The organism is Streptomyces sporangiiformans, from assembly GCF_005768555.2.
Taxonomy (GTDB): domain Bacteria; phylum Actinomycetota; class Actinomycetes; order Streptomycetales; family Streptomycetaceae; genus Streptomyces; species Streptomyces sporangiiformans.
The window spans coordinates 101,004-115,445 of sequence record NZ_VCHX02000083.1; the positions used below are offsets into that span (position 1 = coordinate 101,004).

Genomic DNA, 14,442 nt, shown 5'->3' on the forward strand with positions numbered 1-14,442 from the left:
TCTCGCCGGTGATCTCACGCTATGACCGGTCGGCGGGAGTCGGCTTCTCGAATCCTGACCGGTTGCTCCGGAGGTGACAGCTCAGCCGGTGAAGATCTCGACGGTTGACCAGACGGCGAGTCCGAGCATGCACAGTCCGCCGGCCCGCTGGACGGTCTTGAGAGGGATCCGCTTGGCGATCAATCGGCCCGCCAGCAGGGCGAGCGTGGAGACCGACATGAGGGCGGCCGCGGAGCCGATGGCCACGGACGCGGCGCCGTTCGTGGCCGCGAGATTGGCGGTGGTGATCTGCGTGAGGTCGCCCCACTCGCTGATGAACACGGCCGTGAAAGCCGTCGTGAAGACGGGCCAGAACCCGGTGACGGCCCCGCCGCCCGCGTTCTCCTCCGCGTCGTCCCCGACACCGCGCAACAGCATGAAAGCGCCGAACGCGAAGAGCACGGCCGAGACGGTTTTGACGCTCCAGTCGGGGAGCAGGCCGATGAGGCTGCCGGCACCGACGGCGATCGCGACGTGCACGGCGAACGCGGCTGACGTGCCGAACCACACGTACAACGGCCGCATACGGGTACCCATGGCCAGCGATGCGAACATCGTCTTGTCGGGCAGTTCGGCGAGGAAGATCAGCCCGAAGGCGGTGATGACCGCCAGGGGGTCGAGAGACATCCGGGTGGCTTTCTGTACGGGCCGGGCCTCCGGATCTTCGCGAAACGCCCTCAGCTGGGGCGACGGGAGAACCGATCGGCCCGGCATGACGGGTGCGTCGCACGCCGTGCGACGCATCATGCCTGGCCGAAGGTCTCGCCCACCCGTGTGTTATCGGGCCCGGCCACCGGGAACCCGTGGGTTCCAGTGTGTCGACGACCGGTTCGCAGAGCTACTCCCCTTCGCGGGGGCCTAGTTTACCGGTCCCGTTGCCGGTCGTGCGCGCGGGCCTCGCATGAGCGTGCGATCGAAGGGTAGGCGAATGACATCCCCAACAGACGGAATCTCTCGCCCGTGGGGTACGGAAGAAAACGCACCGCCATGACCATCAACCCTCCCGACGAAGACACGTCCACCGTCATCCTGCGCGCCCTGGGCGTCCTGGCGCACAACGGCCAGGACAGCGACGCGCGGGCTCTGCTGGCGGGGAGTCAGGTGCTGTTGCCCGCCGCTCCCGCCGACGACACCACGGACGCGGACGCAACGGACGCCGACGCCACGGACGCGGAGGGCGCGCTGACACTGGACCTTCCGCTGACGGGCCGCACCGTGCAGGTCTTCACCTCGGAGGCGCGCATGGCCGAGGTGCTGCCGGACGTCGAGTGCTATCGCCTCGTCCCCCTGGGTCTGCTCCCGGCCCACTGGCCCGATGCCGGCCTCTCGCTCACCATCGACCCCGGTTCGCCGGAGACGCTGACGCTGTCGGTGGACGGCGTGCGATTACTGCTCGGCGAACAGTGAAGCCCATGAACCCCTTGACCCCATGTACCCCATGACCCCATGCACCCCATGAAGCCCCGTGCCCCTTTGTCTCATGTCGACCGGCGCTTCACCAGCTCCGTCGGCAGTATCACCGCCGCCGGGTCCTCGCCGCTGATCTGGGCGAGGAGTACGCGCACCATCTCCGCACTGATGCGGTCCCAGGGCTGACGGATCGTGGTCAGCTCGGGGCTCGCGGCTGTGGCGGCGGGGGAGTCGTCGAATCCGCCGACCGCGACGTCCTCGGGGACTCTGCGTCCGGACCGCTGGAGCACGGTCAGCACGCCCTGGGCCATCAGGTCGGAGGCGACGAAGACGGCGTCCATGTCGGGCGCCCGGTCGAGGAGCCGCTCGGCGCCCGCCTCACCGCTGGAGCGGCTGTAGTCGCCGGAGACGATGAGCCGTTCGTCGACCTCGATGCCCGCCTCGGTGAGCACCTCCCTGTAGCCCGCGAGCCGTTCGACACCGCCCGGTGTGTCCAGCGGACCGGTCACCACGCCGATGCGACGGCGGCCGAGCGACAGCAGATGACGCACCATGTCCCGTGCGCCGTCCCGGTCGTCCGCCGCCACGTAACTCACCTTGGACCCCAGGCCGATGGGCTTGCCGCACGCGACCAGCGGCACCCCCGCCTTCCGCAGCTGTTCGGCGACCGGGTCGCCGGAGTGACTGGAGACCAGCAGCACTCCGTCGACGTGGCCCGCGGTGATGTACCGCGCGATGCGGCGCCGTTCGTCCTCCGTGCCCGCCAGCATCAGCAGCAGCGGAATGTCGTGCGCGGCCAGCGCCTGGGTGCAACCCCGCAGCAGGACGTTGAAGTTGGGGTCCTCGAAGAGCCGCTCCTGCGGTTCGGTGAGGAGAAAACCGATCGAGTCCGAGCGCCCGGTGATCAGTGAGCGGGCGTGCCGGTTCACCACGTAACCCGTCTTGCGGATGGCGGCGTTGACCGCCTCCTGCGCCGAAGGGCTCACGTAGTGCCCGCCGTTGAGCACGCGCGAGACCGTGCCCCGCGACACGCCCGCCTCGCGCGCGACGTCGTGGATCGTCGGCGGCCTGCGCCGGCCACCCGAGTGGTTCATAGTCATGACTTTACGGCTCCGGACAGCAGATCGAGACTCCAGAACCGCTGGATGACCAGGAACAGCGCGATGAGCGGGATGACCGCCAGCAGGGCGCCGGTGATCACGAGCGTGTACAGGGCGGGGGCGTTGGCGCCCTGCTCGAGGAGCGTGAACAGACCGAGTGTGATCGGGAACTTCTCGTCGTCGCTGAGCATGATGTACGGCAGCAGGAAGTTGTTCCACACCGCCACGAACTGGAACAGGAAGACGGTCACCAGACCGGGGATCATCATCGGCAGCGCGATCCGCGTGAAGATCCGCCACTCACTCGCCCCGTCCATCCGCCCCGCCTCGACGACATCACCGGGAACGGCCGCCGTGGCGTAGATCCGCGCGAGATACACGCCGTACGGCGAGAGCACCAGGGGCAGCAGCACCGACGCGTACGAATCCGTCAGGTCGGCCTTCGCCAGAAGCAGGTACTGCGGGATCGCCAGGATCACCGGCGGCATGAGCACGCCCGCCAGCAGGACGTTGAACACCGTCTCGCGGCCGCGGAAGCGGTAGATCGCCAGAGCGTAGCCGCTGAGCGCCGAGACAGCCGTCGACAGGAGGGCGCCGAGGCCCGCGTAGAGGGCCGAGTTGCCCATCCACTTCCAGTAGACGCCGTCGCGGTAGGCGTTGAGGTCCTTGAGGTTCTCCGCGAAGCCGGTGCCCGGCAGGAACGTGAACGTGGAGAACAGCTCACGGCCGGACTTGGTGGCCGCGATCGCCACCCAGGCCACGGGCAGCAGGCAGTAGAGCGCGCCGAGCAGCAGGGTGAGGGTCGGCACGAAGGCGATCCGGCGGCGCAGCGGCGGGCCCTGGGCGGTGCCGGGTGTCGTGCCCGCGGCCGGAGCGGCCTTGCGAACGGCAAGAGAACTCATCGTGCTTCCTCCTGCCTGGTACGGGAGTTCGCGGTGCGCAGGAACCCGAAGGACAGCGCGAGCGTGACGAGGGCGATGATCACGGCCGTGGCGGCCGCCGAGTGGATGTCGCTCTTGCCGAAGGCGTCCTGGTACACCTTCATCAGCGGACTCCAGGTGGTGGAGACGGAGTTGGTGAGCGGCTTGAGGGTGGTCGGTTCGCTGAACACCTGGAGGGTGGCGATGATCGAGAAGAAGAAGGTCAGCACCAGCGAGGGCGCCACCATCGGGATCTTGATCCGCAGTGCGATCTGCAGGGGAGTGGCACCGTCCAGCTTCGCCGCCTCGTACACCTCGGCCGGGATCGCCCGCAGCGAGGTGTAGATGACGATCATGTTGAAGCCGGTGCCGCCCCAGACGGCGATGTTGGAGAGCGCGAGGTACAGCGGTCCGCCGTCCAGCAGGTCCGGCTGCGGCATGCCCAGCTTGTCGAGCACGAAGTAGAAGGGGCTGACGTCCGGCAGGTACAAAAAGCCCCACAGCAGTGCCGCGACGACGCCGGGAATGGCGTACGGCAGGAAGATCGCGAGCCGGGTGAAGGGCGCGAGGCGGACCCGGTCGGTGTCGAGCATCAGCGCGAAGAGCAGGGCGAGGCCGAGCATCACCGGGATCACGATGGCGCCGTAGCCGAGCACGCGCAGGGCGCCGTGCAGCAGCTCCGAGTCGGTCAGGGCGTCGGTGTAGTTCTCCAGGCCCGCCCAGACCTCGCTGCGGGCGCCCGAGCCCAGGCCCAGGCCCTTGACCTGGACCTTGTGGAGGCTGAGCCAGATCGCGTAGCCGATGGGGAGCGCGAAGAACAGGGCGAACAGGATCGTCGCCGGGAGGAGGAAGGCGTACGGGGCCCCCTTGACCCCGTACGCCTTCCGGCGTGCGCTCGTCACTCCGCGACCTCGAAGCCCTGCTTCTTCATGTCGGCGACCGTGTCGTCCTGCATCGTCTTCAGGGCGGCACCGAAGTCCGACTTGTTCTTGGCGGCCTTGCCGAACGCGTCCTTGAAGGTGGTGTACGCGACGTTCACGTTCGGGCCCCACGCAGAGGGAGCGGTGGTCTTCGCGATGTCGGCGGCCTTGGTGTAGAAGTCCGGCTGGTTGGAGAAGAAGGCCGGCGGCTCGGCGAAAGCGTCACTGGTCTGCGCGGTCGTGGCCGCGGGGTAGATGCCGCCCTCCTTCGCGAGCGCGGTCAGCGCCTCCGGGTCCGTGTTCAGCCAGGAGGCGAACTTCGCGGCGGCCGCCTTGTGCTGGGAGTCCGTGGTGACGGCGGTGGAGGAGCCGCCCCAGCTGCCGGTCACGTTGTCGCTGTCCGTCCACTGCGGCAGCGGGGCCATGGCCCACTTGCCCTTGGTGTCGGGAGCGGCGGTCGTCAGTGTGCCGGGCGCCCAGACCGCGCTCACCCAGGCGATCTGCTTGCCGGTGTTGAGCGCCTTGTTCCAGGCCGGCGTGTACATCGGCTGGTTGTCGATGGCGCCCTCCTCGACGAGGCCGCCCCAGAAGTCGGCGACCTTCTGCGAGGCCGCGTCGTCGATGCCCACCTTCCACTTGTCGCCCTCGGTGGTCCACCACTTGGCGCCGGCCTGCTGAGCGAGACCGGCGAAGAGCCCGGAGTCGTTGGCGGAGAACGTGGTGAGGTCCGTGTCCGGGGACTTCTTCTTCAGCGCGCGGGCGGTCTCGGCGAACTCGTCCCAGGTCTCCGGGACCTTGAGGCCGTACTTCTTGAAGAGGTCCTGGCGGTAGTAGAACATCATCGGCCCGGAGTCCTGCGGGATCGCGTACACCGCGTCCGAGCCCAGAGTCGTCTGCTGCCAGACGCCCTCGGCGAACTTGTCCTTCACCCCGCCCGCCTCGCCGGCTATGTCGGCGAGCGCGTCATTGCTGACCAGGGTCGGCAGGGCCTGGTACTCGGCCTGTACCAGGTCCGGGGCCTTCTTGGCCTTGTGCGCGGTCAGGATCTTGGTGACGAGCGTGTCGCCGGACGCCTGCTTCTTCACGGTGACCGTGATCTGGTCCTTCTTGCCCGGGCCCTTGTTCCACAGGTCGGCGACCTTGTCCATGCCCGGCGTCCAGGACCAGTACGTGAGCGAGACCGGCCCCGAGTCGGCCCTGCTGTCGTCGTCCGAGGAGCCACAGGCGGCGAGTGCGGTGGCACCGAGCGCGACGGCCACCGAGGTGGCCACAAGACGACCGAGCTTCGTGTTTGGCATGGATCTTTCTCCCTGACCTGGGCCTCCGCTCTGCTGCGGCGACCGTGCCATGCTTCTGTGAGCGTTCACAGTAGAGAAACATCCAGGACACTTGTCAATGGTTGTTGCTGTGCGGTTATGTTGGCCTCGCGCCGACCGCGCTGTGTGTGCACGTTCCCAAATGATCGACTCAAACGGGAGAGATCCATGCCGGAGACCATCCCCAAGGGCCTCACCAGGCTCGCCTTCGGCGGGGATTACAACCCCGAGCAGTGGCCGGAATCCGTCTGGCACGAAGACGTCAGGCTGATGCGCGAGGCGGGCGTCACCATGGTGAGCGTCGGAATCTTCTCCTGGGCGCTGCTCGAACCCTCACCTGGGGAGTACGCGTTCGGCTGGCTCGACCGGCTCCTTGACCTCCTGCACGCACACGGGATCCGAGCCGACCTCGGCACGCCGACCGTGGCGCCGCCGGCCTGGTTCTACCGCGCGCAACCCGAGGCCCTGCCGGTGGCCGCCGACGGGACGCGGTACGAGTTCGGCTCGCGTGGCGCCATCTGTCACAGCAATGCCGACTACCGCGAGGCCGCCGCCGCCATCACTACGCGGCTCGCCACGCGGTACGCCGACCATCCCGCGCTGGCGATGTGGCATGTGCACAACGAATACGGCGTTCCGGTCTCGGCCTGCTACTGCGAGAGCTGCGCAGCCCACTTCCGCCGCTGGCTCCGGGCGACGTACGAGACGGTCGACGCGGTCAACGAGGCCTGGGGCACCGCGTTCTGGGGCCAGCGGTACGCGGACTTCAACCAGATCAACCCGCCCCGCGTGACTCCCACCGTCGGCAACCCGGCCCAGGCGCTGGACTACAAGCGCTTCGCCGACGCCACCCTGCGCGAGAACTTCGTGGCCGAGCGCGACATCCTGCACCGCCTCTCACCCGGCGTACCGGTCACCACGAACTTCATGACCGCCCTCAGCCAGTGCGACTCCATCGACTACTGGGCCTGGGGGAGCGAGGTCGACCTGGTGACCAACGACCACTACCTGATCACCGACGGCCGGCGTACGCATGTGAACCTCGCGATGGCCGCCGACCTCACCCGCTCCGTGGCGGGCGGCGCGCCCTGGCTGCTGCTCGAACACTCCACGTCCGGCATCAACTGGCAGCCCCGCAATCCGGCCAAGGCCCCCGGCCAGATGGCCCGCAACTCCCTCGCCCATGTGGCCCGCGGCTCCGAGGGCGCCCTGTTCTTCCAGTGGCGGCAGTCCCGGCGCGGCGCGGAGAAGTTCCACTCGGCGATGCTGCCGCACGGCGGCACGGACACGCGGGTGTGGCGCGAGGTGGTCGAACTCGGCGCGTCCGTCGACTCGTTGAGCGAGATTCGCGGCACCCGTACCGTCGCCGACGCGGCCGTGCTCTGGGACTGGCAGTCCTGGTGGGCGCAGAACCTCCAGTGGCGCCCCAGCGAGGACCACGACGCGCGCGAGCGCGCCGACGCCTTCTACGAAGCCCTCTACGACCGTCACCTCACGGTGGACTTCGCCCACCCGGAAGCCGACTTGTCGGCCTATCCCCTAGTCGTCGTGCCCGCGCTGTATCTGATGACTCAAGCCGCCGGGCGGAATCTGACGGAGTACGTGGAGAACGGCGGAACCCTCGTCGTCTCGTACTTCTCCGGCATCGTCGACGAGCACGACGCCGTGCACGACGGCGCGTACCCGGGACCGCTGCGGGACGTACTCGGCCTGACCGTCGAGGAGTTCTCGCCCCTGCTCCCGGGCGACCGGGTCCGCATCGCCGGCCCCGAGGGCTCCGAACTCACCGGCGACGTTTGGACCGAGTTCGTGGTGCCGCGTGGTGCGGACACCGTGTGGACGTTCGCCGATGGGCTCGCCGCGGGCCGTCCCGCCATCACCCGGCACCGGCTCGGCGAGGGCTCCGCGTGGTACGTCGCCACGCGCCTGGCATCCGACGGCCTGGACGCCGTCCTGGGCTGGGCAGCCGACGACGCCCGGATCGCACCGCGCGCCGAGCTGCCGCGCGACGTCGAAGCGGTGCGCCGCACCGGCGAGTCCGGCACCTACCTCTTCGTGATCAACCACACCTCGTCGGACGCCAAGGTGCCGCTGGAGGCGCACGGCACCGAGCTGCTGACGGGCGACCGCGCCGCGGGCCGCCTCGCGGTACCCGCGGGGGCCGTCCGGGTCGTACGACTCGACGGCTGAGCCGACTCCCTCCGCCCGTGCGAGCCCTACGAGCCGCGGGCGGAGGGGCACCCCCCATCCCCACATGTCGAAGGGACGACGGACGACGATGTTCCATCCCAGACGCACGCTCAGAGCCCTGCTGCCACCGCTCGCGGCCGGACTCGCCCTCACCGCCCTGCCCGCACAGTCGGCGCAGGCGGCGAGCACGCTCACCAACACCGGCTTCGAGGCCGACGCCTCCGGCGCCGCCACACCCAGCGGCTGGTCGGAGTACGGTTCCACCGCCGCCTCCTTCACGGAGTCCGGTGGCCGCAGCGGTAGTTACCGCCTGACGCACTACTCCTCCTCCGCGTACAAGGTGGAGACCTACCAGTACCTCTCCGGGCTGACCAACGGGAACTACACCCTCAGGGCCTGGGTGCGCTCGGGCGGCGGCCAGAAGTCCGCCTACCTGGCGCTCAAGAACTGCGGAAGCGCCGAGCAGCGCACCGACCTGCCGGTCTCCAGCAGCGGGTGGATACGGATCGTCGTCCCCATCAGGGTGACGAACAACAAGTGCACGATCAGCATCAACTCCGATGCGGGCGCGGGCAACTGGATCAACGTCGACGACATGACGTTCACCTCGGGCACCACGCCCGGACTGGCCGTCAAGGGATCTGACGTCTCGTCACTCGCCAAGAGCGAGGCCCGGGGCGGCGTCTACCGGACCAGCTCCGGATCGACCGGGGACGCGCTCGCCATCCTCAAGTCCGCCGGGCACAACTACGCCCGCCTGAAGGTGTGGGTGAACCCGGCCGACGGCTACAACAACAAGGCGCGCGTGCTGGCCATGGCCAAGCGGGTCAAGGCGCAGGGGATGAAGCTGCTGGTCGACTTCCACTACTCGGACACCTGGGCCGACCCCGGCGCCCAGTCCAAGCCGTCCGCCTGGGCCGGCCACTCGTACAGCCAGTTGAAGACGGACGTCTACAACCACACGTACGACGTGCTGGGCGCGCTGAAGGCTCAGGGCACCACGGCCGACATGGTGCAGGTCGGCAATGAGATCAACGGCGGCATGCTCTGGAACGAGGGCTCCACCAACAACTGGTCGCAGCTCGCCGGACTGCTCAACTCGGGCTACGACGCGGTCAAGGCGGTCAACTCGTCCACGACCGTGGCGCTGCACCTGGCCAAGGGCGGTGACTTGGCGGGCACCCGCTGGTGGTTCGACAGCGCGGTCAACAATGGCGTGAAGTTCGATGTCATCGGGCTGTCGTACTACGGCTACTGGCACGGCTCGCTCTACGACTTCCAGACCACCCTCGACGACGTGGCGACTCGGTACGGCAAGCCGGTCTACGTCGCCGAGACGGCCTATCCGTTCCGGCTGGGCAGCGAGGACGCGCACGAGGACATCATCAACACCACCGGTGAGCTGGTGTCCGGATACCCGGCCTCGACGGCCGGGCAGACCGCCTGGCTGCGGGACATCATGAACATCGTGGAGGCCGTCCCGAACGGCCGCGGACTGGGCGTCTTCTACTGGGAGTCCACCTGGACCGCGGTCAGCGGCAACGGCTGGGACCCGAACGACCCGTCCTCCGGCAACGGCTGGGAGAACCAGGCACTGTTCGGCTACGACGACCGGGCGCTTCCGGCGATGTCACTGTTCAACCGCCGGTGACACGCTGATCGGCACCGACTGATCCGGAGCCCGCCCACGCGCCGAACGTGGGCGGGCTCTTTCGTCACGTACCGCCGCTACTGCCGACTGTCGCCCCCGCCGTGCGTCCAGAACGGCTCGCGCAGCTTGAACTTCTGCAGCTTCCCGGTGGCCGTACGCGGTAGCGACTCGACGAAGTCGACCCGCTTGGGAGTCTTGAAACCGGCGAGCCGGGTACGGCAGTGGGCGATCAACTCCTCGGCCGTGAGACCCGATCCGTCCGTCACGACGAGCGCCGTGACCAGCTCGCCCCACCGGGCGTCGGGGATCCCGATGACCGCCACCTCGCGCACGGCCGGATGTGAGGTGATCACGTCCTCCACCTCGATCGACGACACGTTCTCGCCGCCGGAGATGATGACGTCCTTCTTGCGGTCGGAGATCACCAAGTAGCCCTCGTCGTCGACGTATCCGCCGTCCCCGGTGTGGAACCAGCCGCCCGCCTGTGCCTTCGCCGTCTCCTCGGGCTGGTCCCAGTAGCCGTCCAGGTTGTGGTTCGAGGCGGTGAGTACCTCGCCGTCCACGTCCACGTCCACGCGTACACCGAGCGCGGGCACGCCCGCCCGGCCCAGCCTGCGGGCGCGTTCGGTGGTGTCCAGGTCGTCCCACTCGGCGCGGCCACGGTTGACCGTGACGAGCGGGGAGGTCTCGGTGAGACCGTAGATCTGGATGAACTCCCAGCCGAGCTCGCCCATCACGCGCTCGATGGTGCGGGTCGGCGGCGGCGCGCCGGCGCAGACGATGCGGACCCGGTCGCGTCCGGGAATCTCACCGCCGAAGTCGGCCGCCGCGTCGAGCACGGCGTTCAAAACGGCGGGCGCCGCACACATCAGGGTGACACCGTGCCGCTCGACACGCCGCAGGATCTCGGCCCCGTCGATCTGGCGGAGCACGATGTGGCGGCCGCCGACACCCGTCACGCCGTACGGCATGCCCCAGCCGTTGGCGTGGAACATCGGCAGGGTGTGCAGATAGACGTCACGATCGCTGATCGTGGTGTGCAGACCGAACACGGTCGCGTTCAGCCACAGATTGCGGTGTGTGAGCTGGACTCCCTTGGGCCGGGCGGTCGTTCCGGAGGTGTAGTTGATACTGGCGGTGGCGTCCTCGGCCGGCTCGGCCCACTCCTGCGGCGCAGTGCCGTGTAGGAAGAGCTCCTCGTCGTCACGGTCGCCGAACACGAACTTGTGTTTGACGTCGAGCGTGTCGAGCACATCCGCGCAGGACGCGTCCGCGTAGACGACGGAGGCGCCCGAGTGCCGGACGATGTAGTCGATCTCCGGCTGTGTGAGGCGGAAGTTGACCGGCACCAGGACGCGCCCCCAGCCGGAGACACCGAAGAACGAGGTCAGCAGCCGCGCCGAGTTCTGCGAGACCACCGCGACCCGGCCGCCCACGGGGACGCCGAGACGGTCGAGCCGGGCGGCCTGCGCACGGGCCAGCGACGCCAGCTCCCGGTACGTGAGCTCTCCCAGGCTCGGTCCTGGCTGCTCCGGTTCGTCCACGACGGCGACGCGGTCCGGATACACATGGGCCGCGCGGTCGAGGAAGTCACGGACGGTCAAGGGGTAGTACACGACAGCACCTCCGGGTCGGTGTTCCTACGTATGTACCTCGGTCGTCACCGGCAAGTACGTACCCCCGCCGTCACCGCGACGCGCGCGCCGCCGCCCGCCGCTCCAGGATCGTGAGCACCCGCTCGCCCCAGCGGACGTTCCCCGACTCGAATGCGATGCCACCCAGCAGAGTGAGATACGGGCCCACCCGCTCGGCCCCGGCCAGGAACTCCTCCTCGCCGCGCCCGTCCAGCAGCCGGAGCCGCAGCCGCTCGTACCGGGCCAGCTTCGCCCGGGCCCACTCGACGCGTTCCTCGACGGACGCCCGTACGGCCGCCTCGTCGCCCTCGTCCACGGCCTGCAGCTTGACCAGCAGCTCGTCGCGGATCGCGGTGGGCCGGGGCGGCTCGGCGGTGAAGTCGCGCAGCGCGCGCCGGCCCGCCTCCGTCAGTGCGAAGAGCCGCTTGTCCGGCCTGCGCTCCTGCCGTACGACCCTGGCCTCGACCAGACCCTCGGACGCCATGCGGTCCAGCTCGCGGTAGAGCTGCTGGGGCGTCGCCATCCAGAAGTTGGCCACCGACGCGTCGAAGTTCTTCGCCAGGTCGTAGCCGGACGCCTCGCCGTCGAGGAGTGAGGCCAGCAGAGCGTTGCGCAGTGCCATGCGGAGAGCGTACTCTCCGACACACCTAATCAACAAATTGACTATGAGGAGTGTCATGAACCCCTTCCGCAAGGCGGTCGAGGACGGCGATCACGCGGCAGTGGTCGACCTGCTCGCCGAGGACGTCGTGTTCACCAGCCCGGTGGTCTTCAAGCCGTACGCCGGAAAGGCGATCACCGCCGCGATCCTGGGCGGCGTCATGCGCGTCTTCGAGGACTTCCGGTACGTCCGGGAGATCGCCGACGCCGACGGCCGCGACCTGGCCCTCGTCTTCGAGGCGCGCGTCGGGGACCGGGAGATCCAGGGCTGCGACTTCCTGCACTTCGACGAGGACGGCCGGATCGACGACCTCGTGGTCATGGTCCGTCCGCTGTCGGCCGCCCAGGCACTCCAGCAGGCGATGGCGGCCCAGTTCGACCGCATCGCGCAGGAGGCGGCGGGCGCCTGATCAGCGGGCGGAGTTAGCCTGATCTCCTGCCGCGACCAGGAGAGGCACGCCCATGACAGCTCCCCACTCCGAGCAGGTGGACGGACCCGGGGAATTTCGCGTGCCTGCCCCGCGTCCGTCGGTGTGGCGTGGGCAGGGCCGGGTCGTGGCGGTGGTCGCGGCAGGCGGCGCGCTCGGCGCGAGCGCCCGGTACGCGGCGTCGCTGATCTGGCCCGCGCAGACGGGCGCGTTCCCGTGGGCGACGTTCTGGGTCAACGTCTCCGGGTGTGCCGTGATCGGTGTCTTCATGGTCGTGATCACTGACGTGTGGGCGGCCCATCGGCTGGTCCGTCCCTTCTTCGGCACCGGGGTGCTTGGCGGCTTCACCACCTTCTCGACGTATGTCGTCGACATCCAGAAGCTGGTCGACGCGGGCCGTCCCCGGGCCGGCCTCGGATATCTCGCCGCCACCCTCGTCGGCGCGCTCGCGGCGGTATGGCTCGCGGTGACGGCGACGCGCCGGGTACTGGAATGGAGACGGCGATGACGAGGCTCACCGGCAGCGCCCTGCGCCTGACGATCTTCATCGGCGAGAACGACACCTGGCACCGCAAGCCGCTGTACTCGCAGATCGTGCACCGGGCGCGCGAGGCAGGGCTCGCGGGCGCCAGCGTGTTCCGGGGCGTCGAGGGATTCGGCGCGTCCTCACTGATCCACACCTCGCGGCTGCTGTCGCTGAGTGAGGACCTGCCCGTGGCCGTCGTCATCGTGGACACGGAGGAACGTGTGCGGGCCTTTCTGCCGGAGCTCGACGAGCTGGTGGGGGAGGGGCTGGTGATGCTCGACGACTGTGAGGTCATCCGGTATGTCGGCCGTGAGGAAGGTAAGAAGTCCTCGTGAACTGGCTGTTGGTGATCGCCGGCGGAATGGTCGGCGCACCCCTGCGCTATCTCACCGATCGGGCGGTGCAGTCCCGGCACGACACGGTCTTCCCCTGGGGCACCTTCACCGTGAACGTCGTCGGCAGTCTGATCCTGGGTGCACTGACCGGTGCGGCCGCGGCGGGAGCGGCCTCCTCGCACCTCCAGCTGCTGCTCGGCACCGGTCTGTGCGGAGCGCTCACCACGTACTCGACCTTCTCGTACGAGACCCTGCGGCTGGCCGAGGACGGGGCCCGCTTCTACGCCGCCGTCAATGTGATCGCGAGCGTGGTCGCGGGGCTCGGCGCGGCATTTGCCGGGGTTTCGATCGCTGAAGCCCTGTGGGCGTAGTCCGCGGGCTCACCTGCGCGTAGTACGACTGGCTCCGCCGCCCTCCCCGCAGCAGAACTGGATCCCATGAGCGCCATCTCCGTCGGTCAGGCCGTCGTCCTCGGAGCCGTCGAGGGGGTGACCGAATTCCTCCCCGTTTCCTCCACGGGCCATCTCAAGATCACGGAAGGACTCATGGGCATCCCCGTCGACGACCACGCCGTCGTCGGCTTCTCCGCCTTCATCCAGGTCGGCGCGATCGCCGCGGTGCTCGTCTACTTCTCCAAGGACATCGCGCGGATCGTCTCCGCCTGGTGCCGCGGCCTCACCGACCGCGAGGAGCGCCACCACCACGACTACAGGTTCGCCTGGTGGGTGATCTGCGCGACGATCCCGGTGGTCGCCGTCGGCCTCGCCGCCAAACCGCTCATCGAGGGGCCGCTCGCCTCGCTCTGGGTGGTCGCGGGTTCGCTGATCGTCGGCAGCGGGGTGATGTGGGCGGCGGACCGGACGGGCCGGCACAAGCGGGGCGAGGATGACACCTCGTTCAAGGATGCGATGCTGGTAGGCGGTTCACAGATCCTGGCCCTGCTCTTCCCGGGCTTCTCGCGCTCCGGCGCGACGATGTCCACCGCGCTCATGCTCGACCTCGACCGGGTTGCGGCCACCCGGCTCTCCTTCTTCCTCGGCATCCCGGCACTCACCGGCGCCGGCCTGTACGAACTCAAGGACGCCTTGGGCGCGGGCGTGGGCACCGCTCCACTGGTCGTGGGCTCGGCCGTCTCGTTCGTGGTCGCGTACGCCTCCATCGCCTGGCTGCTGAAGTTCGTCACCAGCCACTCCTTCAATGCCTTCGTGGTCTACCGACTCGCGACAGGAGTGGTGCTGTTCGGGCTCTTGGCCGCCGGGGTGCTCTGACCGTCCGGGGTGGGTTGCCCGCGAACCCTTGACAGTCACCTCCTA

General features: G+C 68.9%; 15 protein-coding genes. 8 read left to right on the forward strand and 7 right to left on the reverse strand.

From position 1 onward, the window contains the following. Positions 1-81 precede the first annotated feature (81 nt). On the reverse strand, positions 82-666 hold the full coding sequence (locus FGD71_RS09265; protein WP_119099902.1) for a TMEM165/GDT1 family protein: 585 nt from the start codon (positions 664-666) through the stop codon (positions 82-84). Between the two features lie 360 nt (positions 667-1,026). Between FGD71_RS09265 and FGD71_RS09270 the strand changes: the two genes are divergently transcribed. Next, complete coding sequence (locus tag FGD71_RS09270; RefSeq protein ID WP_119099903.1) at positions 1,027-1,446, forward strand: SseB family protein; 420 nt, start codon at positions 1,027-1,029, stop codon at positions 1,444-1,446. Between the two features lie 71 nt (positions 1,447-1,517). Here FGD71_RS09270 and FGD71_RS09275 read toward each other — a convergent pair whose 3' ends face one another. Genes FGD71_RS09275 through FGD71_RS09290 form a run of 4 tightly spaced genes read right to left on the reverse strand, consistent with a single transcriptional unit; the run spans position 1,518 to position 5,687 of the window. Next, positions 1,518-2,549: a LacI family DNA-binding transcriptional regulator gene (locus tag FGD71_RS09275; RefSeq protein WP_119099904.1), complete on the reverse strand. Its 1,032-nt coding sequence runs from the start codon at positions 2,547-2,549 to the stop codon at positions 1,518-1,520. Continuing rightward, on the reverse strand, positions 2,546-3,451 hold the full coding sequence (locus FGD71_RS09280) for a carbohydrate ABC transporter permease (protein ID WP_119099905.1): 906 nt from the start codon (positions 3,449-3,451) through the stop codon (positions 2,546-2,548). Before FGD71_RS09280 ends, FGD71_RS09275 begins: the two co-directional genes overlap by 4 nt. Further along, the gene (locus tag FGD71_RS09285; protein WP_119099906.1) at positions 3,448-4,371 is read right to left on the reverse strand and encodes a carbohydrate ABC transporter permease; all 924 of its coding nucleotides are present in this window, start codon (positions 4,369-4,371) and stop codon (positions 3,448-3,450) included. The genes FGD71_RS09280 and FGD71_RS09285 overlap by 4 nt, the downstream gene beginning before the upstream one ends. Next, entirely contained in the window at positions 4,368-5,687 is a 1,320-nt protein-coding gene (locus tag FGD71_RS09290; protein WP_119099907.1) for an extracellular solute-binding protein, read from the reverse strand. Before FGD71_RS09290 ends, FGD71_RS09285 begins: the two co-directional genes overlap by 4 nt. A 186-nt stretch (positions 5,688-5,873) precedes the next feature. Between FGD71_RS09290 and FGD71_RS09295 the strand changes: the two genes are divergently transcribed. Further along, positions 5,874-7,895, forward strand: coding sequence for a beta-galactosidase (locus tag FGD71_RS09295; RefSeq protein ID WP_119099908.1), 2,022 nt, complete (start codon positions 5,874-5,876; stop codon positions 7,893-7,895). An 88-nt stretch (positions 7,896-7,983) separates the two neighbouring features. Then, on the forward strand, positions 7,984-9,546 hold the full coding sequence (locus tag FGD71_RS09300; protein WP_119100041.1) for a glycoside hydrolase family 53 protein: 1,563 nt from the start codon (positions 7,984-7,986) through the stop codon (positions 9,544-9,546). A 77-nt stretch (positions 9,547-9,623) separates the two neighbouring features. Here FGD71_RS09300 and FGD71_RS09305 read toward each other — a convergent pair whose 3' ends face one another. Next, positions 9,624-11,162 carry an AMP-binding protein gene (locus FGD71_RS09305; protein WP_119099909.1) on the reverse strand — a complete coding sequence of 513 codons (1,539 nt, stop codon included), beginning with the start codon at positions 11,160-11,162 and terminating at the stop codon, positions 9,624-9,626. A gap of 70 nt (positions 11,163-11,232) precedes the next feature. Next, on the reverse strand, positions 11,233-11,802 hold the full coding sequence (locus FGD71_RS09310) for a PadR family transcriptional regulator (protein WP_119099910.1): 570 nt from the start codon (positions 11,800-11,802) through the stop codon (positions 11,233-11,235). A gap of 55 nt (positions 11,803-11,857) precedes the next feature. Between FGD71_RS09310 and FGD71_RS09315 the strand changes: the two genes are divergently transcribed. The 5 genes from FGD71_RS09315 to FGD71_RS09335 all read left to right on the forward strand — a co-directional run bounded on the left by FGD71_RS09315 (position 11,858) and on the right by FGD71_RS09335 (position 14,397). Further along, positions 11,858-12,250 (forward strand): nuclear transport factor 2 family protein, encoded by a 393-nt coding sequence (locus FGD71_RS09315; protein WP_119099911.1) that lies wholly within the window; start codon positions 11,858-11,860, stop codon positions 12,248-12,250. Positions 12,251-12,302: 52 nt separating this feature from the next. Then, positions 12,303-12,776 carry a fluoride efflux transporter CrcB gene (gene crcB / locus FGD71_RS09320; protein WP_119099912.1) on the forward strand — a complete coding sequence of 158 codons (474 nt, stop codon included), beginning with the start codon at positions 12,303-12,305 and terminating at the stop codon, positions 12,774-12,776. Next, positions 12,773-13,129: a DUF190 domain-containing protein gene (locus FGD71_RS09325; RefSeq protein ID WP_119099913.1), complete on the forward strand. Its 357-nt coding sequence runs from the start codon at positions 12,773-12,775 to the stop codon at positions 13,127-13,129. The genes crcB (FGD71_RS09320) and FGD71_RS09325 overlap by 4 nt, the downstream gene beginning before the upstream one ends. Further along, positions 13,126-13,500, forward strand: coding sequence for a fluoride efflux transporter CrcB (gene crcB, locus FGD71_RS09330; RefSeq protein ID WP_119099914.1), 375 nt, complete (start codon positions 13,126-13,128; stop codon positions 13,498-13,500). Before FGD71_RS09325 ends, crcB (FGD71_RS09330) begins: the two co-directional genes overlap by 4 nt. 66 nt (positions 13,501-13,566) lie before the next feature. Next, positions 13,567-14,397, forward strand: coding sequence for an undecaprenyl-diphosphate phosphatase (locus tag FGD71_RS09335; RefSeq protein ID WP_119099915.1), 831 nt, complete (start codon positions 13,567-13,569; stop codon positions 14,395-14,397). Positions 14,398-14,442: the final 45 nt, after the last annotated feature.

Bases quoted from the DNA above. Each gene is read 5' to 3' on its own strand.
- FGD71_RS09270 (WP_119099903.1), top strand. From the start codon at position 1,027: ATGACCATCAACCCTCCCGACGAAGACACGTCCACCGTCATCCTGCGC.
- FGD71_RS09290 (WP_119099907.1), bottom strand. From the start codon at position 5,687: ATGCCAAACACGAAGCTCGGTCGTCTTGTGGCCACCTCGGTGGCCGTC.
- FGD71_RS09300 (WP_119100041.1), top strand. From the start codon at position 7,984: ATGTTCCATCCCAGACGCACGCTCAGAGCCCTGCTGCCACCGCTCGCG.
- FGD71_RS09265 (WP_119099902.1), bottom strand. From the start codon at position 666: ATGTCTCTCGACCCCCTGGCGGTCATCACCGCCTTCGGGCTGATCTTC.
- FGD71_RS09325 (WP_119099913.1), top strand. From the start codon at position 12,773: ATGACGAGGCTCACCGGCAGCGCCCTGCGCCTGACGATCTTCATCGGC.
- FGD71_RS09335 (WP_119099915.1), top strand. From the start codon at position 13,567: ATGAGCGCCATCTCCGTCGGTCAGGCCGTCGTCCTCGGAGCCGTCGAG.
- FGD71_RS09310 (WP_119099910.1), bottom strand. From the start codon at position 11,802: ATGGCACTGCGCAACGCTCTGCTGGCCTCACTCCTCGACGGCGAGGCG.
- FGD71_RS09295 (WP_119099908.1), top strand. From the start codon at position 5,874: ATGCCGGAGACCATCCCCAAGGGCCTCACCAGGCTCGCCTTCGGCGGG.
- crcB (WP_119099912.1), top strand. From the start codon at position 12,303: ATGACAGCTCCCCACTCCGAGCAGGTGGACGGACCCGGGGAATTTCGC.
- FGD71_RS09275 (WP_119099904.1), bottom strand. From the start codon at position 2,549: ATGACTATGAACCACTCGGGTGGCCGGCGCAGGCCGCCGACGATCCAC.
- FGD71_RS09280 (WP_119099905.1), bottom strand. From the start codon at position 3,451: ATGAGTTCTCTTGCCGTTCGCAAGGCCGCTCCGGCCGCGGGCACGACA.
- FGD71_RS09315 (WP_119099911.1), top strand. From the start codon at position 11,858: ATGAACCCCTTCCGCAAGGCGGTCGAGGACGGCGATCACGCGGCAGTG.